This window comes from Bradyrhizobium sp. (genome assembly GCF_027307225.1).
Taxonomy (GTDB): Bacteria; Pseudomonadota; Alphaproteobacteria; order Rhizobiales; family Xanthobacteraceae; genus Bradyrhizobium.
The window spans coordinates 1-17,191 of the sequence record NZ_DAHUXJ010000077.1; the positions used below are offsets into that span (position 1 = coordinate 1).

Consider the following 17,191-nt stretch of genomic DNA (forward strand, 5'->3'; position numbering starts at 1 on the left):
CGCATTGCAGGTCGCGATCGACAAGATCCAGGTCTGCAAGACTTGCGGCAATATCGACACCCAGAACCCCTGCACGGTGTGCACCGACCCGCGGCGCGATCACTCGATCATCGTGGTGGTGGCCGACGTCGCCGATCTCTGGGCGCTCGAGCGCGCCAACGCCACGAGCGGCCTCTATCACGTGCTCGGCGCGACGCTGTCGCCGCTCGACGGCGTCGGTCCGCAAGACCTCACCATCGATGTGCTGATCAAGCGCGCCCATGATCCACAAGTCAGCGAGATCATCCTGGCGCTGAATGCGACGGTCGACGGCCAGACCACCGCGCACTACATTACCGACCTCCTGCAGGAAGCCAATGTCAGGGTCACGCGGCTAGCCCACGGCGTGCCGGTTGGCGGCGAGCTCGATTATCTCGATGAGGGCACGTTGTCCGCGGCGATGCGGCAGCGAACGCTGTTTTAGCCAGACACACGGGACACGATCGAATGACGAAACGAGGATTCGGCAAACAGCTGACTTTGGCCGTGATGATGATGGCAACATTGCCGATCCAGGCGGGGCAGGCTCAGCAGGATCAGCCCGCGGCCGAAAGTACCAACAAAGTTGGCACGCTCATCAAAGCCGGCGATATCCTGTCGGGTCAGCTGAACGCCCTGCGTGCGCATGGCGCCAAGAAGGGCAAGCGCACGGCGATCTATCAGCTCACCAGCGAGCCTCACCGGCTGCCGCCGCCGAATGGACTTTGCAACCTCGAAACCGGACCCGAGACGTTCCAGATCGTTACCAGCAGCGACGCCGATGCCGCGAGGCTGAAAGCATTTGTCGGCAAGGAAATCTCGCTGAAGGTCGACGATGTCGTCTGCGCCCAGGATGCCGGCCAGATGAGCGAGGCAATTGTAAGCAAGTGGAGCGTGGTGACGAAGCGGTAGTTGGACTAAACCTTGATCGGTCCGAGCGCCTTGAAATGCTCGCGCCGCTGCAGGTAAACCAGCAGGATCAGGCTCGGCAGCGCGACAAAAACACAAATCGCAAAAAACAGCGGCCATCCGGTCGCCTTCGCGATGTAGCCCGCGCTCGCGGAAAGATAGGTGCGGCCAACCGCCGCGAGCGCGGTGAGCAGCGCATATTGGGTCGCGGTGTGCAGCGGATTGCGGCACAGCGCCGAGAGGTAGGCGACAAAGATCACGGTGCCGATCGCGCTGGTGAAATTCTCTGCGGTAATGGCCAGCACCAGCGCCCAGTGGTTGACGCCGACCAGCGCAAGCCAGGAGAAGGAGAGATTGGCGATCGCCTGGAGCAGGCCGCCAATCCACAGGCTCGCCGCCAACGAATAGCGCCGCGCCACGTAGCCGCCGGCAAAACCACCGATCAGCGTGGCGGCGAGCCCGACACCCTTGACGATCGCGGCATAGTCGTTGCGGGAAAAGCCGAGGTCGATCACGAACGGCGCGGTCATGGAGCCGGAAAAGGCGTCGGTGAATTTGAACAGCACCACAAACGCCAATGCGGCGAGCGCGTCCCTGCGCAGGATAAATTCGGAGAGCGCGCCTGAGGCGGCATGGACGACGCGTGCGAAGCCTGTCTCAGCGCTGGTCGCAGCTTCCGCGCGAACGGATGGCGCCGGTTCGGTGGCGGCAAGCGCAGTCACCGCGCCGATCAGCACCAGCGCCGCCATGGTCACATAGCCCCATGTCCAGGCCGATGAGCGAGCGATCCCACCGCCCTCATAGGCGCTGACGAGAAACAGTGCACCGGCAGTCGAGACCAGCATGCCGATCCGGTAGGCCGCGACATAGCCGGCCATGCCGGCGGCCTGTTCGCTTTCGGAGAGGCTTTCGACGCGAAAGGCGTCGACCACGATGTCCTGGGTCGAGGACATCGCCGCCACCAGCAGCGCCGCGAATGCGACAAAGGCGGGCGAGCGCGCGGGATCGGCGAGCGCCAGCAGCAGGATCGAAGCGATCAGAAGAAATTGCGAACACAGGAGCCAGCCGCGGCGTCGGCCGAACGCCCGCGTGAGAAACGGCAGATGCAGTGCATCGACCAGAGGCGCCCACAAGAACTTCAGCGTATAGGGTGTGCCGACCAGCGCAAACAGCCCGATGGTGCCGAGATCGACGCCGGCTTCGCGCATCCAGATCAAAAGCGTCGATCCCGACAGCGCCAGCGGCAGGCCAGACGAAAAGCCGAGCAGCATCACGATCAGAACGCGAGGCTGCAGGTAGACGGCAAGGCCATCTCGCCAGGAGGGAGGTGCGGAGGATGATCTTGTTCCCGATACGTCTGAGGTCATTGGACCTTGCCAGCAGGTCGATGGAGGGCTGTCGTCGCCCGGTCAAGCCGGGCGATGACCGGGCCATTTGTGGAGAAGTAATAACTACTCCCCGGCCTGAAGCTTGCGCGGAAGCGGGAACAGTTCTGGAGTGCCGGTTTTGACAAGGCGCGGCGGTTCGGCCGGCGCCTCCTTGCTGAAGTCGAGTTCCTCGATGCGGCCGGCGCGCTTTTCAATCTTGTCGGCGGAAATCAGGATCTGCCGGACGTCTTCGTTGACGTCGGTAAAGTGCTTTTGCAGCTTCAGCACGCGATCGCGCAGCCGGGTGAGATCGTCGCCAAGATTGAGCACCTCGGTGCGGATCTGGTCGGCGGCATCGCGCATCCGCGCGTCTTTGAGGATCTGCTGCATCACCTGGATCGCGAGCATCAACAGCGACGGCGACACCAGCACGACGCGGGCGCGATAGGCTTTCTGGATCACATCGTCGAAGCGGTCATGGATTTCGGCATAGACCGATTCCGACGGCACGAACATCAGCGCCGTATCCTGGGTCTCGCCGGTGATCAGGTATTTTTCCGCGATGTCGCTGACATGCTTCATCACGTCATTGCGCAGGCGCTGGGTGGCAATCTTCTTTTCGTCGTCCGTGCGCGCGTCATGCAGCGCGGTGATCGCTTCCAGCGGGAATTTCGCGTCGATGCAAAGCGGCCGTTGGTCGGGTAAAAACACGACACAGTCCGGCCGCTTGCCGGTCGAAAGCGTGTGCTGGAATTCGTAGGCCCCCTTCGGCATGCCGTCCTGGACGATCGCTTCCATGCGCGCCTGTCCGAAGGCCCCGCGCGATTGCTTGTTGGCGAGCACGTCGCGCAGCGTCGTTACCTGCGACGTCAGGTCGGTGAGATTCTTGTGCGCGTTGTCGATGATGCCAAGCCGTTCATGCAGCACGCGGAGCGAATCCATGGTGTTGCGCGTGGTCTGCTCCATGGATTGACCGACGCGATGCGTCACCGAATCGAGCCGCTCGGTGACAGCGCGGGCCATGTCGGCCTGCCGCCCCGCCAGGGCCTGCCCCATGGCGTCAACGCGGCCCGACGCCTCGCTCTGCGCGCGCAACATTTCGCCAAAGCGCTCTTCCAGTTCATCGGCGCGCTGGGCCTGGGCCTGTGCCAGTTCCAGCCCGCGCCGGCCGGATCGCGCGATCACGACGGCGATGGCGAGCAGCATCAGGAGGGCAAGCGCGCCAAACCCGATCAGCGCCTCGCCGCTGTGGACCGGCACAGTGCCGATCATGAAAAGGATCTCGTTCATGCCGCTGTTGTAGCCGATTCGGTCCTGAATTCGAACGAAGGGGGAACATTTATGGTTAATCCCCGGTAAATTTTTATGGTTAATGCTTTCATAACAATCATGGTTAAGAGCGGGTAAACGCCGGCCTGCCCGCATTGACCCCCATAAATGAACCGCCTAAATCGCCCGCCATGGCAATTCGAGAGATCATCATCCTTCCCGACAAGCAGCTGCGCCTGGTCTCGAAACCGATCGAGAAGGTCACGCCCGAGATCCGCAAACTGGCCGACGACATGTTCGAGACCATGTATGACGCGCCGGGCATCGGCTTGGCTGCGATCCAGGTCGCGCAGCCGCTGCGGCTGATCACGATGGATCTTGCGAAGAAAAACGATGAAGGCGAGGTCGACTCGAAGCCGCGCGTCTTCATCAATCCCGAGATCATTTCGTCCTCGGAAGAGACCTCGGTCTATGAAGAGGGATGCCTGTCGATCCCGGAATATTACGAGGAGGTCGAGCGCCCGGCGAAGGTACGTATTCGCTTTATCGATCTCGACGGCAAGCTGCACGAAGAGAATGCCGAAGGAATTTACGCCACCTGCATCCAGCACGAGATCGACCATCTCAACGGAGTCCTGTTCGTGGATTATCTGTCGAAGCTCAAGCGCGACCGCGTGCTGAAGAAATTTACCAAGGCCGCCAAGCGCACCGAGGAGTAGTGATCATGATCTGCACGTCTTGCTCGATCTGCTCTCTCCCCCCTTGTGGGGGAGAGGTGGAGAGGGGGGTACGGCGAGCACTGCGATCGGGTTTCACCCCCCTCCCTGGCCCTCCCCCACAAGGGGGGAGGGAACGTGCCGAGCGTGTGTCATGTCGCTTCGTTTAGTCTTCATGGGGACGCCGCAATTCGCGGTGCCGACGCTGCGCGTGCTTCATGACGAGCACGAAATTGTGGCGATCTACACGCGCGCGCCGAAGCCAGGCGGCCGCCGTGGCTTGGAATTACAGCCTACGCATGTCGAGCTGGAAGCGCGTCACTTTGGCATCCCGTTGAAGACCCCGAGCACCCTAAGGACGCCAGAGGCGCTCGATGAGTTTCGCGCATTTCATGCGGATGCGGCGGTTGTTGTTGCCTATGGGATGATACTGCCGAAGCCCATTTTGGATGCTACTAAATTGGGATGCTTCAATCTTCACGCTTCATTATTGCCGCGTTGGCGTGGCGCTGCGCCGATTGAGCGTGCCATCATGTCGGGCGACGCCGAGACTGGCGTGACGGTGATGAAGATGAACGTTGGCCTCGACACTGGCGACATCGCTTCGGCTGAATCAGTCGAGATCACAGACGAAACGACTGAAGTAAGGCTGCGCAGCTATCTGGCGGGCGCCGGTGCAAGGCTCATGAGGGACGCGATGCGTGCCCTGGAACGCGGTACGCTGCAATTTACGCCGCAGCCAAGCGAAGGTGTCACCTACGCCGCCAAGATCAACAAGGCTGAGGCGCGCGTTGTCTGGAACAAGCCGGCCGGCGAAATCCTGCGCCAGATTCACGCGTTCTCGCCATTTCCCGGTGCATGGTGTGAGATGTCGCTCGATGGCTCAACCCAACGAGTCAAGATCTTGCTTTGCGAGATCGCCGAAGGCTCCGGCGCGCCGGGTGCCGTGCTCGATGACCGTCTGACAATCGCCTGCCAACAAGGTGCTATCCGTGTGCTCGAATTGCAGCGGGCCGGCAAGCAGCCGATGAAGGCGGAAGAATTCTTGCGCGGCACGCAGCTGAAGCTGCCAGTGCGGCTAAGCTGATGCCCCGCTACAAGCTGACAATCGAATATGACGGCGCGCCCTTTAGCGGCTGGCAGATTCAGGAGAATGGCCCGTCCGTGCAGGGTGCGCTTGAGGCCGCGGTCAAGGCGATTTGCGGTGAACAGGTGCGCGTGCACGGCGCCGGCCGCACCGATGCCGGCGTGCATGCTCTTGCTCAAGTGGCGCATTGCGACATCGCCAGGCATTTCGTGCCCGGTCGGTTTCGCGACGGGCTCAACGCGCACCTGAGACCCCATCCGATCGGCGTGCTGTCGGCGGACATCGTGCCTGACGATTTCGAGGCCAGATTTTCGGCGAAGAAGCGCCACTACCGTTACCGGATCAGGAATACCCGCGCCAATCTTGCGCTCGACATCGGCCGCGTCTGGCGCCTGCCGAGGCCGCTGGATGCCGACGCCATGCACGCGGCGGCGCAACGCCTGGTCGGCAAGCACGATTTCACGACCTTTCGCGATACCGAATGTCAGGCGAAGTCGCCGGTGCGAACGCTCGATCAGCTCGACGTCGTGAGGCGTGGCGATGAGGTCGACATCCTGACCTCGGCGCGCTCGTTCCTGCATAGCCAGGTGCGCTCGATGGTGGGTTCGCTGGTGTGGGTCGGCGAGGGGCGCTGGAGCGCCGATGACCTCGCCGCGGCGCTTGGTGCTTGCAACCGCACCGCGTGCGGGCCCGTTGCTCCGCCGGACGGGCTCTATCTGGTAAGGGTGGACTACTGAACGTCGCCGCCACCTCGCCCCGCTTGCGGGGAGAGGGAGCAAAGAATCACTCCAAAATACCGATCCAGTATCCCGCGATAGATTTTGGTCAACTTCTCCAGATCGGTTACCGGCGTTCGCTCGTCGATCTGATGCATGGTCTGGCCGACGAGGCCGAACTCGATCACCGGGCAGTACTGCGAGATGAAGCGCGCGTCGGAGGTGCCGCCGCTCGTGCTCAATTCCGGTTTGCGGTCGGTGATTTCCTCGATCGCCGCCATGGCAAGGTCGGTGAACGCTCCGGGTTTGGTCACGAACACGTTCGAGTTCGACGGTTCCCAGACAATGCGCGCCTTGATGCGGTTGCCGTTTGCCTTCGCAAGCCGTGCCTCGACCAGTTCGCGCAAGCTTGCTTGTGTGTGCAGATCGTTGAAGCGGATATTGAACCTGGCTCGGGCCTGGCCGGGGATCACGTTGCTGGCGAGATTGCCGACATCGACCGAAGTGAATTCGAGATTCGAAGGCTGAAACTGGGCGCTGCCGTGGTCGAGCGGTTCGTCGCTCAACGCCACGATCAGGCGCGAAATATCCGGCACCGGGTTGGAGGCGCGGTGCGGATAGGCGACGTGGCCCTGAATGCCTTCGACATGGAGCGTGCCCGACTGCGAGCCGCGGCGGCCGATCTTGATGCAATCGCCAAGCGTCTCGACATTCGAGGGCTCGCCGAGCACGCAATGATCGAATTTTTCGCCGCGCGCGGCGGCCCATTGCAACAGCTTGATCGTGCCATTGACGGCAACGTCTTCCTCGTCGCCGGTGATCAGAAACGAGATCGATCCTTTGCCGTCTTGTCGCGGCTTCCCGCCGTGGTCGGCGAGGTATTGCAGCGCCGCGGCGACGCTGCAGGCAATGCCGCCTTTCATGTCGACGGTGCCGCGGCCGTAGAGAAAGCCGTCTTTCACTTCGCCGGAAAAGGCGCCGACCGTCCAGGCCTTCTCATCGCCGGGCGGCACCACGTCGGTATGGCCGGCAAAGGCGATATGCGGCCCTTCGTGGCCGATGCGCGCATAAAGATTGTCGATATCGGCGGTGCCGGCTTCACCGAAGGTGATCCGGTGGGTTTCGAAACCGGCCGCTTTCAGCAGGTTCTCCAGCACGCCGAGCGCGCCGGCATCGGCTGGCGTGATCGAGGGGCAGCGGACGAGATCGCGGGCGATCGAGAGGGCGTCTGCCACGTCAATCCCGCAGCAATTCGTTGATGCTGGTCTTGGCGCGGGTGCGCTCGTCGACGCGCTTGACGATGACGGCACAGGCGGTCGCCGGGCCCGGCTGGCCGTTCCTGAGCGGTTTGGGCGGCAGGGTGCCGGGCACCACGACGGCATATTCCGGCACTTCACCGACAAACGTCTCGCCGGTTTCGCGGTCGACGATCTTGGTCGAGGCGCCGAGGAAGACACCCATCGCCAGCACCGCGCCTTTGCGCACGATCACGCCTTCAGCAACTTCCGAGCGCGCGCCGATGAAGCAATCGTCCTCGACAATCACGGGCTCCGCCTGCAACGGCTCCAGCACGCCGCCGATGCCGACGCCGCCGGAGATATGCACGCGCTTGCCGATCTGGGCGCAGGAGCCGACCGTCGACCAGGTGTCGATCATGGTCGCTTCATCGACATAGGCGCCGAGATTGACGAAGGACGGCATCAGAACCACGTTCTTCGCAATGAAGGCCGAACGGCGCACGATCGCGCCCGGCACGGCGCGGAAGCCGGCGTCGCGAAAACGGTTCTCGCCCCAGCCGTCGAATTTCGACGGCACCTTGTCCCACCAGGACGCCTTGCCGGGCCCACCGGCGATCGCGGCCATGTCGTTCAGGCGGAACGACAGCAGCACCGCCTTTTTCAGCCACTGATGCACTTTCCATTTGCCGTTTCCCTCGCGCTCGGCCACGCGCGCCTCGCCCTTGTCGAGCAATTCGAGCGCGTGATCGACGGCATCGCGGACCTCGCCTTTGGTCGCGCTGGAAATACCTTCGCGGGCATCGAACGCGGCGTTGATGGTGGTTTCAAGAGCGGCAGCGGACATCGTGTTTCCTTGGGAAAGGCGGTTGGAAGCGGCTTTTTCGGAATTTGGGGGATGAGAGTCAACCCTCGTCGTCCCTGCGAAAGCAGGAACCCCTACCGCGGAATCTCTCGATTCGCACGGACGGGCGGGGATACGTCTCACGACTCAGGTCGGTGTTTATGGGCCCCTGCTTTCGCAGGGGCGACGAGCAAATCTTTCGCCAACTGCTGCAAAAATCCCGTCAGATTGTCGGTGACGTGATCGACATAGGGATCGTCGCGCCCTTCAAGCTCCCAGTCCTCGCGCACGACCTCTTTTGACCCATCGGGCACGACCAATATGGTGGTCATGCCGAGTTCGTGCGGGACGACGAGGTTGCGCGCCAGATCCTCGAACATCGCGGCTTTGGCCGGATCGACGTCGTGACGCGCAAGGAACTTGTCGTAGGTCTGCGGCGCTGGTTTCGGTTCGAGGTCGGCGGCGATGATATCGAACACCGCTTCGAAGTGTTCGCCAATGCCGAGCCGGTTCAGGACGGCCTCGGCATGGTCGGTCGAACCGTTGGTGAGGATCAGCTTGCGGCCGGGCAGCCTGGCGATCGCGGCGCCCATCGCCGGGTTAGGCTCCAGCGGCGAGTGATCGATCTGATGTACATAGGCAAGATAGTCGTCGGCGTGCACGCCATGTTCGGTCATCATCCCGCGCATGCTGGTGCCGTAGCGGCGGTAATAGTCCTTCTGGATGACGCGCGCCTCTTCCGGCGAAACTTCTAGATAAGCGCCGATGAATTCGCCGATGCGCTGGTCCACCTGCTGCCACAGATTGACGTGGTGCGGGTAGAGCGTGTTGTCGAGATCGAAAACCCAGGTTTCGATATGGGTAAAGGCGCGCTTTGCGGTCATCGTCATGGCAGCGCAAAGCGCAGCGTCTTGCCGCCGCTTGACAGATCGACGGCGGCAAACCCGGTCGTGGCGAAACCCCGGTTGCCGCATTCGCCCTGTTCGCCGGTTTCGAATTTGCTGTCGCGCGTGCAGAGTTGGCTATCGCCGCCCCAGTTCACCGGCTTGTCCTTGAAACGGATGGTGCGGTTATCGGCGTCGACTGCTTCCGCGAAGCTGAAGATTCGCTTGGGCTGGCCGGTCACATCGGGATGCAGGCACTTGCCGGGCTCAATCCGATACCAGCCGCGGCTCATCACCGTCTTGCCGTCGTCGGTGCCAAATGCGGCCATCACCCTGTGCGGCGTGTCATTGCACCAGGTCAATCCCGTGGGGGAGGGGGCCTGCACCGCCTCGACCATGGTGGTGAAAAAATTCGGTGACTGTGCGACATCCGCCGACAGTCCGCGGCTCTTCAGGAATGCGGCGAGGGCTGCCTGCGTTTTCGGACCGTCGACGCCATCGATGGGCGATGCGTCGTACCCGCCAATGCCGAGCAGCCGTTGAATCCCGGCGAGCCGCGCCTGGTCGTCGTCATACTCGCTGTCCTCGGCGAGATAGGCCACCAGATTGCCGTCATCGGCCTTGGTCGGGTTGATCTGGGTGAAGGGCGCCGGCGTCTGTCCAGGCCGGCACTGGCGGGCAGCGGCGACGACGAAATTGTTCGGGGCGACGCAGAGCGTATCGCTGCCGTTCTGCGGCAGTGGCGAGGCGCCATAAACGGGAAGCGCGTGGGCGTTGAGCAGGATCCGATCGGCGGTCAGCGTTCCCTGCAAGACCACGCGGCACATCGCCGGATCAATGCGAAACCATCCACGCGTCGCGGTTGCGGATTTATCGTCGATGCCGATCGCCGCCTCGATCACATAGCTCATGCGGTTGCAGAGTTTCAGGTCGGCTGACGCGGGACGCCGCGAGGCCAAAAGGAGCAGTGCGGCGGCAACAAGCGTCGCGAGAATTGGATTCAAGCGCGAGGACCGAAGCAGCCTCGAACCCTTTTGGTCACGCCCGCGCATGACGGCCTTCTCTCGCGTCGCCGCTTGCGTCATCACTTGTGGATCAGCGTGCCCGTGCCCTGATTGGTGAACAGCTCGAGCAACACTGCGTGCGGCTGCTTGCCGTCGATGATGACCACGCCCTGCACGCCCTGCTCGAGCGCATAGATGCAGGTCTCCACCTTCGGAATCATGCCGCCCGAGATCGTGCCGTCGGCGATCAGCTTGCGCGCATCCGTGACCGAAAGCTCGGGGATCAGCTTTTTCGATTTGTCGAGCACGCCGGGCACGTCGGTCAACAGCAATAGCCGCTTGGCTTTCAGCGCGCCGGCGACTGCGCCCGCAAAGGTATCGGCATTGACGTTGAAGGTCTGCCCGGTCTTCGACGTCGCAAGCGGCGCCAGCACCGGGATCAGCTCATAGCCGATGATCTGGTTCAACAGCGTCAGATCGACCTTTTCCGGTTCGCCGACAAAGCCGAGATCGACGACCTTTTCGATATGCGAATCCGGGTCGACCATGGTGCGCGTCGCCTTCGACGCCGTCACCATGTTGCCGTCCTTGCCGCAGAGGCCGACGGCCTTGCCGCCGGCTTCGTTGATGTAGCCGACCAGCTGCTTGTTGATCGAACCCGCCAGCACCATCTCGACGATCTCGATGGTCGCGGCATCGGTGATGCGCAGGCCGGCGGCGAATTCCGACTGGATGCCGAGCCGCTTCAGCATGGTCGCGATCTGCGGTCCGCCGCCATGCACCACCACCGGATTGATGGCCGTCTGCTCCAAGAGCACGATGTCGCGGGCGAAGGCCTTGGCGACGTCCTCGGCGCCCATGGCGTGGCCGCCATATTTGATGACGATGGTTTCATCGTCATATTCCTGCATGTGCGGCAACGCTTCCGACAGGATGCGGGCCTGATCGAGCGGGGTGATGGAGGACGCGTCGGTCATGAAGCGGGTCTCGCGGATGCGGATATCGGGCCGGGTTCTATCCGATTGCAGCGCGGGGCGCAAAGTGGCTCCGGTGGAATGTTCTCGTGCCCCGGACGCAGCGCAACGCCATAAGCGCGTTCACGCGCGTCTTCGGCACGCGATGGCGGTGCGCTGCTGATCCGGGGTCCCGACCAACGCCGCACCGCGTCCGGGACACGAGATGTTCAATGCCGGCGCGGCCAGGCGGCCGCGACCGCCAGCACCAGCCAGCTCACGATCAGGAGCGTGCCCCCGGTTGGTGCGGCCATCGGAAACAGGCTGTGCCCGGCAAAGTGCCGCGAGGTGAGATCACCGGCGAACAGCGCGGAGGCGACCACAAAGCCGAACGCGGCGGCAAGTCCGCCTTTGGCGTCAACGACGCTGCGCTCGGTCAGGGCGGTGACGGCGAGCACGGCGGCTGCGTGGAAGAGCAGCATCGAGGAAGCCGGCACGAGCCGCGCCGCATCGCTTTGATGGGCGGCCACCGCTGCCAGGATCACGCCGTCGGCGCCCATGATGCCGGCGAGGATGACGAGGATACGAAACAGACGAAAATCCCTCATTCACTGGCGCTCCCGAAGAAGGCGCGCCATCGCGGCGCGCAGTTCGGCAATTCCGCTCGCCGTTTCCGACGATGTCGCGATCACCTCCGGGAATGCGGCCGGGTGTTTGGCGAGCGCTGCCTTGATCTCGTTGATACGGCTTTCGAGTTCGGCGGGTTTAACCTGATCGGCCTTGGTCAGGACCACCTGATAGCTGACGGCGGATCGGTCGAGCGTCTTGAACAGGTCGAGATCGACCTCCTTGAGGCCATGCCGGGCGTCGATCAGCACGTAGACCCGCGCGAGATTGCTCCGACCCTGGAGGTATTTGTGAATCAGCGCCGTCCAGGCGGCGACCTTGGCCTTGGGTGCCGAGGCGTAGCCGTAGCCGGGCATATCGACGAGCCGCAGGCCGGCGTCTTCGGGGCCGTCGAAAAAGATCAATTCCTGGGTGCGGCCCGGCGTGCTCGAGGTGCGCGCGAGCGCGTTGCGGCCGGTGAGTGCGTTGATCAAGCTCGATTTGCCGACATTGGAGCGGCCGGCGAAAGCGATTTCCACACCGGCCATCGGCGGCAGGGTCTCGATCGTGGGCGATGCCCAGATGAACCGGAAGTCGCCGGCGAATAATTTGCGGCCCTGTTCAATCAGCTTCGCATCGGGTTCGGCGGTCATGCGAAGCGTCCAACTGTCTCTAAAGTCATTCCGGGGCGATGCATAGCATCGAACTATGGTGTGCAGTTGCACACCAGAGAATCTCGAGATTCCGGGTCTGGTGCTAGTGGAGTGGATTTGACATTCGCTCCCCGCCTAGCCGCAAGTTCGTTAAGCGAATGTCAAATCCAAAACTCCACTAGAATCTTGAATTTGCTAGTGGTCCTTTGATTCTAACATTCGCAAAAGTGCCTCCTGAGATGGGATGCGAATGTTAGAATCGGACCACTAGCGCACCATCCCGGAATGACGCAGGCGGATTGCTCACGCAATCCACCCAGCGTCACGTTTTCGATTCGGCCTTCTTCGAGGCGAAGATCGACTTCAGATTGTCGAACAATTCCACCTTCACGCCATTGCGGCGCATGATCAGGCTTTGCTGCAGGACAGAAAGCGTGTTGTTCCAGGCCCAGTAGATCACGAGGCCCGCCGGGAAGCCCGCCAGCATGAACGTGAAGATCACCGGCATCCAGCCGAAGATCATCGCCTGGGTCGGATCGGGCGGTGTCGGGTTCAGCTTGAACTGGAACCACATCGTGCAGCCCATGATCAGCGGCCATATCCCGAGCGCGAGGTAGTGCCCGAATACGGGCAGCTGGGTCGGATCGTAGTGCAGGAGGCCGAACAACGTGAAAATGTTGGTCGGATCCGGCGCCGACAAATCCTTGATCCAGCCGTAGAACGGGGCGTGCCGCATTTCGATGGTGACGAACAGCACCTTGTAGAGCGAGAAGAACACCGGAATCTGCAAGGCGACGGGAAGACAACCGGCGATCGGGTTGATCTTCTCCTTCTTGTAGATCTCCATCATCTCCTGCTGCTGCTTCACCTTGTCGTCGGGATAGCGCTCCTTCAGCGCGGCCAGCTGCGGCTGCACCGATTTCATCTTGGCCATCGAGGCGTAGGACTTGTTGGCGAGCGGGAAGAAGGCGAGCTTGACCAGCACCGTCACCAGCAGGATCGCGATGCCGAAATTGCCGAACAGGTGAAAGAAGAAGTCCAGCGCCAGGAACATCGGCTTGGTGATGAAATAAAAATACCCCCAATCGATCATGAGATCGAAGTGGTTGAGTCCAAGCTCCCGGTTGTAGCCACCGAAGCCGCCGATCGGGAAATTGAGACCGACGACGCTGGCTTCCTTGGCGCCGGCAAACAGCCGCGTGTTGGCGCTGCCGGTGCCGCCGATGGCAATCGTCTGCGGGTCTTCAAGATAGTCGGTCTGGTAGGTTCGGACGCCGTTGACGACGTTGGACGAATAGCGCGCCTGCAAATGCGCGCCGGTGTCCGGCAATAGCGCAGACGCCCAGTATTTGTCGGTGATGCCGAGCCAGCCGTCGGTCGCCTTGAAGCTCACCGACTTGGCGTCGTCGATTTTCTTGTAGGTGTATTCCTGCAGGCCATGCTCGCCGAGATAGCCGATCAGGCCTTCGTGCAGGATGTAATAGCCGGAGACCTTTGGCGCGCCGTGGCGCGAGATCAGCGCGAATGGATAGAGCGTGACCGGCGCGCCGCCGACATTGGCCACGTCGTCCTTGATCGTGAAGACATAGCGGTCGTCCATTGAAATCGTGCGGCGGAACGCGAGGCCGTCGCCATTATCATATTTCAGCGTGACCGGATGGCTCGGCGTCAGGCTGCCGGCGCCGTCCTGCTGCCAGACCGTGTTCTGGTCGGGCACCCTGGCAGAAGAACCGTTTCCCGCGACCCAGCCGAATTCCGCGTAGTAAGGCTCTTCCGAGCCCGACGGCGAATAGAGCACGATCGCCGGCGACTTCGGATCGACGGTTTCGCGGAACTGCACCAGCGACAGGTCGTCGATGCGCGCGCCCTTCAGCGAGATGCTGCCGGAAAGGCGGGGGCTCTCGATCTGCACGCGGGGCGTGGCGGCAATCGCCGCTTCGCGGCTGACCGGCGCGGCCGAGCTCGATTGAGCCGAAGCCGGCGCATTGGCTGAAGGTACATTGGCCGACGGCGACGGCGTACTCGTTTGCGGGGCGGTCGAACTGCCGGCCTCCGGCTTCGTCGTCTGGCTTTGCTGCGCTTGCTGAGCGGCGCGCTGCTTTTCCATCTGCGGGAGGTTGAAGAAGTATTGCCAGCCGAGCAGCACGAGGCCGGAAAGAATGACGGCGAGGATGGTATTGCGATTGTCGGTCATCGGTCAGGTCTCGTCATTCTTTGTCAGTTGCCGCGCGCGGTTTGGAGCGGTTTGGAGATGTGCCGGTCAAGGCGCTGCAGCGCCTGGCGCAGATCCCCGAGCATGTTGGCGAAATCGGAAGTCAGGGCGGCCCGCCGCCCGATTAGCACATAGTCACTGTGCGGGTGCAGCGAAACCGCGGGCAGCCGTCTCACCAATTCGCGAAGCCGGCGCCGGATCCGATTGCGTTCGGTCGCGGTTCCATTCTTCTTGGTGACGGTGAAGCCAACGCGGATCGGGCCATCGTCATCGCGGCGGCGCCGCTGCACGACGAAAGCGGTAGCGCTCACCCGCGCGCCATTGGCAACGGCGAGGAAGTCCGCCCGCTGCCTTAGCCGATCCATGGTGAGATCTCTTTGAGTGAGCGGCTCAGTGTGGTGGATTTGACATTCGATTCAGTCCTACGGCGAGTCCTCAAATCGAATGTCAAATCCAAAACCACACTAGAATCCGATATTTGCTAGTGTCCCTTTGGTTCTGACATTCGTAAGCGAGGGCGCCGCGACATAAATACGAATGTCGGAACCGGGACACTAGGCGCTCAGGCGCTTGCGGCCGCGCGCGCGGCGTGCGGCGAGGACTTTGCGGCCGCCGGCCGTGGCCAGGCGTGCGCGGAAGCCATGGCGGCGCTTGCGCACCAGTTTAGAGGGTTGATAAGTCCGCTTCACGGCTCGTTCTCCGCTGACAATTTGCCTGCTAGGCCGACAATTTGCCTGATTAATGAGGTATGTCCGCCGATGCGGGCCGGTCCGGGAACGCGGACCATTTCCGGCCGAAACAGGCCGACCGGCTAGGGCCGGACCATCGCGCACAATTGGCGCGGCTTATAAGGGAGGCCCCCCTTTTCGTCAATGCGGCGCGGCAGCCGAAGAGGGGTTCTTTGAAGGAGCGGATTCGGCCCGAATAATTCAATGGCTGCGGTGTATTAACTCAGGAGAAGCGCGGGTCCTGGGCTGGGCCGTCAACCGGACTTCGGTCCGGCCGAAGCTGATGGCTTCCTGCCTCCGAACCGTGTCTTGGCTGATGCGACCGATTTCGCGGCTATTCCTGCGGAAACACTGTTATTAAACCTTGATTTGACGGCCTCGCGCGCAGGGTCCAAATAGAAAAAAGTCGAGATTCCGAAGGTAGTTATGGCGCCAGCGAGCGACGACCAGTCAGGTCCGGATGGGGCCCCTTTGCGGGTCAGGCTGCCGCGCAGGCTCGGCCTGTCCGGCAAGCTGCTGCTGTTGACCATTCCGCTGGTGATGATCGCGGAAGTGCTGATCTATGTGCCTTCGATGGCGAACTACTGGACGAACCGGCTCAATGCCCGCCTGGCATCGGCCAATACAGCCGCGCTGGTTCTAGATGCGGCGCCGTCGGGAATGGTGCCGGACACGCTGGCGCGGCAAATCCTCGACAGCATCGGGGCGCGGGCCGTCGCCATCAAGCTCGGCCAGCAGCGGCGGCTACTCGCCAGCACTGGGTTGACGCGGGCAATCGACCACGACATCGACATGCGGACGTTGACGCCCTGGACCTCCATCGTCACCTCCTTCGAGATGATGTTCGAGACCGGCAACCAGGCGATCCGCATCGTTGGGCCGCCGCCCGGCGGCGGGCAGTTCATCGAGGTGGTGGTCGACGAGCAGCCGCTACGCAAGTCGATGTACCGGTTTTCCCGCAATCTGCTTTTCGTCTCGCTGGCGATTGCGATACTGACCGCGGCGCTGGTCTATCTGGCGTTGCATTTCCTGTTCGTGCGGCCGATGCGGCGCCTCACCGAAAGCCTCGTCAGTTTCCATGAGAATCCGGAAAGCTCGGCCCGGATCATCGTGCCATCGAATCGTAGCGACGAGATCGGCGTGGCAGAGCGCGAACTGTCGGACATGCAGCGCGACCTCGTCTCGATGCTGCATCAAAAGAGCCGGCTTGCCGCGCTCGGTCTTGCGGTGTCGAAGATCAACCACGATTTGCGCAACCTGCTGGCGTCATCGCAATTGCTGTCGGACCAGCTGGCAAGCGTGCCCGATCCACGGGTCCAGCGTTTCGCGCCGAAGCTGATGCGCTCGCTCGAGCGCGCCATCGCGTTCTGCCAGTCGACGCTGTCCTATGGACGCGCGCAGGAGGCCGCGCCGGACCGGCGGATGATCATGATCGAGCCGGTCGTGGTCGAGGTGCGCGAATCCGCAGGCCTCGCCGCGGACACTTCGATCACCTGGATCAGTGCGATCGAGCGAGGCCTGGTGGCCGACGCCGATCCCGACCAGCTGTTTCGCATTCTGCTGAACCTGGTGCGTAATGCCGAGCAGGCGCTGGAGGGGCGGCCGGCGACGCAGATCCGCATTACCGGCCGGCGCGAAGGCGCGGTCGCCATCATCGAGGTTTCCGATACCGGTCCCGGCATTCCGCCCGCGACTCGCGAGAGCTTGTTCAAGGCGTTCCAGACCTCGGGCAGGCCCGGCGGCAGCGGGCTGGGGCTGGCGATTGCCGCCGAACTCGTGGGTGCCCATGGCGGCGAAATTCACCTCGTCGAGGGAACCATCGGCGCGACGTTCCGGATTACCATCCCGGACCGGCCGGTCGAGCTTTTGAGCATCCGCAACGAGCGCGCCCGGGCGTAAGGGTTCGTTCACCACGTGTTTCGGCCCGGCCAGGACCTTGCCAATTCGGTGCGGAGCGGGTAGCAAGTGCGCTCTTTCGCGAGCCTCGCAA

The 17,191-nt window shown here is 62.6% G+C and carries 18 protein-coding genes; 6 read left to right on the forward strand and 12 right to left on the reverse strand.

The features are described from left to right. The coding region (gene recR, locus M6D32_RS12960) for a recombination mediator RecR (RefSeq protein WP_298256687.1) at positions 1-463 on the forward strand (463 nt) is incomplete at its 5' end. Between the two features lie 23 nt (positions 464-486). Further along, positions 487-930 carry a hypothetical protein gene (locus M6D32_RS12965; protein WP_298256688.1) on the forward strand — a complete coding sequence of 148 codons (444 nt, stop codon included), beginning with the start codon at positions 487-489 and terminating at the stop codon, positions 928-930. A gap of 5 nt (positions 931-935) precedes the next feature. Here M6D32_RS12965 and M6D32_RS12970 read toward each other — a convergent pair whose 3' ends face one another. Then, on the reverse strand, positions 936-2,294 hold the full coding sequence (locus tag M6D32_RS12970; protein ID WP_298256689.1) for an MFS transporter: 1,359 nt from the start codon (positions 2,292-2,294) through the stop codon (positions 936-938). An 84-nt stretch (positions 2,295-2,378) separates the two neighbouring features. Next, on the reverse strand, positions 2,379-3,584 hold the full coding sequence (gene rmuC, locus M6D32_RS12975) for a DNA recombination protein RmuC (RefSeq protein WP_298256690.1): 1,206 nt from the start codon (positions 3,582-3,584) through the stop codon (positions 2,379-2,381). A 170-nt stretch (positions 3,585-3,754) separates the two neighbouring features. On the opposite strand from rmuC, the gene def reads away from it, so the two are divergent. The 3 genes from def to truA all read left to right on the forward strand — a co-directional run bounded on the left by def (position 3,755) and on the right by truA (position 6,103). Continuing rightward, positions 3,755-4,282: a peptide deformylase gene (gene def / locus M6D32_RS12980; protein ID WP_298256693.1), complete on the forward strand. Its 528-nt coding sequence runs from the start codon at positions 3,755-3,757 to the stop codon at positions 4,280-4,282. Positions 4,283-4,433: 151 nt separating this feature from the next. Then, entirely contained in the window at positions 4,434-5,366 is a 933-nt protein-coding gene (gene fmt, locus M6D32_RS12985) for a methionyl-tRNA formyltransferase (protein WP_298256695.1), read from the forward strand. Then, the gene (gene truA, locus M6D32_RS12990; protein ID WP_298256697.1) at positions 5,366-6,103 is read left to right on the forward strand and encodes a tRNA pseudouridine(38-40) synthase TruA; all 738 of its coding nucleotides are present in this window, start codon (positions 5,366-5,368) and stop codon (positions 6,101-6,103) included. Before fmt ends, truA begins: the two co-directional genes overlap by 1 nt. Here truA and dapE read toward each other — a convergent pair. The 10 genes from dapE to rpmH all read right to left on the reverse strand — a co-directional run bounded on the left by dapE (position 6,097) and on the right by rpmH (position 15,162). Beyond that, on the reverse strand, positions 6,097-7,317 hold the full coding sequence (dapE, locus tag M6D32_RS12995) for a succinyl-diaminopimelate desuccinylase (protein ID WP_298256700.1): 1,221 nt from the start codon (positions 7,315-7,317) through the stop codon (positions 6,097-6,099). The genes truA and dapE overlap by 7 nt on opposite strands. Before the next feature lies 1 nt (position 7,318). Continuing rightward, the gene (dapD, locus tag M6D32_RS13000; protein WP_298256702.1) at positions 7,319-8,164 is read right to left on the reverse strand and encodes a 2,3,4,5-tetrahydropyridine-2,6-dicarboxylate N-succinyltransferase; all 846 of its coding nucleotides are present in this window, start codon (positions 8,162-8,164) and stop codon (positions 7,319-7,321) included. 137 nt (positions 8,165-8,301) lie between these two features. Continuing rightward, positions 8,302-9,045, reverse strand: coding sequence for a pyrimidine 5'-nucleotidase (locus M6D32_RS13005; RefSeq protein ID WP_298256795.1), 744 nt, complete (start codon positions 9,043-9,045; stop codon positions 8,302-8,304). 2 nt (positions 9,046-9,047) lie between these two features. Beyond that, a complete protein-coding gene (locus tag M6D32_RS13010; protein WP_298256703.1) occupies positions 9,048-10,049 on the reverse strand; it encodes a DUF1036 domain-containing protein in 1,002 nt (333 codons plus the stop codon). 80 nt (positions 10,050-10,129) lie between these two features. After that, positions 10,130-11,026: an acetylglutamate kinase gene (gene argB, locus M6D32_RS13015; RefSeq protein ID WP_298256704.1), complete on the reverse strand. Its 897-nt coding sequence runs from the start codon at positions 11,024-11,026 to the stop codon at positions 10,130-10,132. A gap of 206 nt (positions 11,027-11,232) precedes the next feature. Continuing rightward, positions 11,233-11,610 carry a DUF423 domain-containing protein gene (locus M6D32_RS13020; RefSeq protein ID WP_298256706.1) on the reverse strand — a complete coding sequence of 126 codons (378 nt, stop codon included), beginning with the start codon at positions 11,608-11,610 and terminating at the stop codon, positions 11,233-11,235. Beyond that, positions 11,611-12,261, reverse strand: a complete 651-nt coding sequence (gene yihA / locus M6D32_RS13025; protein ID WP_298256708.1) for a ribosome biogenesis GTP-binding protein YihA/YsxC — start codon at positions 12,259-12,261, stop codon at positions 11,611-11,613. It abuts the gene before it with no gap. A 322-nt stretch (positions 12,262-12,583) separates the two neighbouring features. Beyond that, positions 12,584-14,455, reverse strand: coding sequence for a membrane protein insertase YidC (gene yidC / locus M6D32_RS13030; RefSeq protein ID WP_298256710.1), 1,872 nt, complete (start codon positions 14,453-14,455; stop codon positions 12,584-12,586). A 23-nt stretch (positions 14,456-14,478) separates the two neighbouring features. Beyond that, positions 14,479-14,838 (reverse strand): ribonuclease P protein component, encoded by a 360-nt coding sequence (gene rnpA, locus M6D32_RS13035; RefSeq protein WP_298256712.1) that lies wholly within the window; start codon positions 14,836-14,838, stop codon positions 14,479-14,481. 189 nt (positions 14,839-15,027) lie between these two features. Continuing rightward, a complete protein-coding gene (gene rpmH, locus M6D32_RS13040) occupies positions 15,028-15,162 on the reverse strand; it encodes a 50S ribosomal protein L34 (RefSeq protein WP_008542748.1) in 135 nt (44 codons plus the stop codon). A gap of 465 nt (positions 15,163-15,627) precedes the next feature. On the opposite strand from rpmH, the gene M6D32_RS13045 reads away from it, so the two are divergent. Further along, positions 15,628-17,100 carry a HAMP domain-containing sensor histidine kinase gene (locus M6D32_RS13045; RefSeq protein ID WP_298256714.1) on the forward strand — a complete coding sequence of 491 codons (1,473 nt, stop codon included), beginning with the start codon at positions 15,628-15,630 and terminating at the stop codon, positions 17,098-17,100. Positions 17,101-17,191 lie beyond the last annotated feature (91 nt).

What these genes read in the sequence shown, in the direction of transcription:
- rnpA (WP_298256712.1), bottom strand. Translation starts at nt 14,838, where the DNA reads ATGGATCGGCTAAGGCAGCGGGCGGACTTCCTCGCCGTTGCCAATGGC.
- M6D32_RS13045 (WP_298256714.1), top strand. Translation starts at nt 15,628, where the DNA reads ATGGCGCCAGCGAGCGACGACCAGTCAGGTCCGGATGGGGCCCCTTTG.
- dapD (WP_298256702.1), bottom strand. Translation starts at nt 8,164, where the DNA reads ATGTCCGCTGCCGCTCTTGAAACCACCATCAACGCCGCGTTCGATGCC.
- rmuC (WP_298256690.1), bottom strand. Translation starts at nt 3,584, where the DNA reads ATGAACGAGATCCTTTTCATGATCGGCACTGTGCCGGTCCACAGCGGC.
- yihA (WP_298256708.1), bottom strand. Translation starts at nt 12,261, where the DNA reads ATGACCGCCGAACCCGATGCGAAGCTGATTGAACAGGGCCGCAAATTA.
- def (WP_298256693.1), top strand. Translation starts at nt 3,755, where the DNA reads ATGGCAATTCGAGAGATCATCATCCTTCCCGACAAGCAGCTGCGCCTG.
- yidC (WP_298256710.1), bottom strand. Translation starts at nt 14,455, where the DNA reads ATGACCGACAATCGCAATACCATCCTCGCCGTCATTCTTTCCGGCCTC.
- M6D32_RS13020 (WP_298256706.1), bottom strand. Translation starts at nt 11,610, where the DNA reads ATGAGGGATTTTCGTCTGTTTCGTATCCTCGTCATCCTCGCCGGCATC.
- M6D32_RS12970 (WP_298256689.1), bottom strand. Translation starts at nt 2,294, where the DNA reads ATGACCTCAGACGTATCGGGAACAAGATCATCCTCCGCACCTCCCTCC.
- argB (WP_298256704.1), bottom strand. Translation starts at nt 11,026, where the DNA reads ATGACCGACGCGTCCTCCATCACCCCGCTCGATCAGGCCCGCATCCTG.
- fmt (WP_298256695.1), top strand. Translation starts at nt 4,434, where the DNA reads ATGTCGCTTCGTTTAGTCTTCATGGGGACGCCGCAATTCGCGGTGCCG.
- M6D32_RS13005 (WP_298256795.1), bottom strand. Translation starts at nt 9,045, where the DNA reads ATGACCGCAAAGCGCGCCTTTACCCATATCGAAACCTGGGTTTTCGAT.
- M6D32_RS12965 (WP_298256688.1), top strand. Translation starts at nt 487, where the DNA reads ATGACGAAACGAGGATTCGGCAAACAGCTGACTTTGGCCGTGATGATG.
- truA (WP_298256697.1), top strand. Translation starts at nt 5,366, where the DNA reads ATGCCCCGCTACAAGCTGACAATCGAATATGACGGCGCGCCCTTTAGC.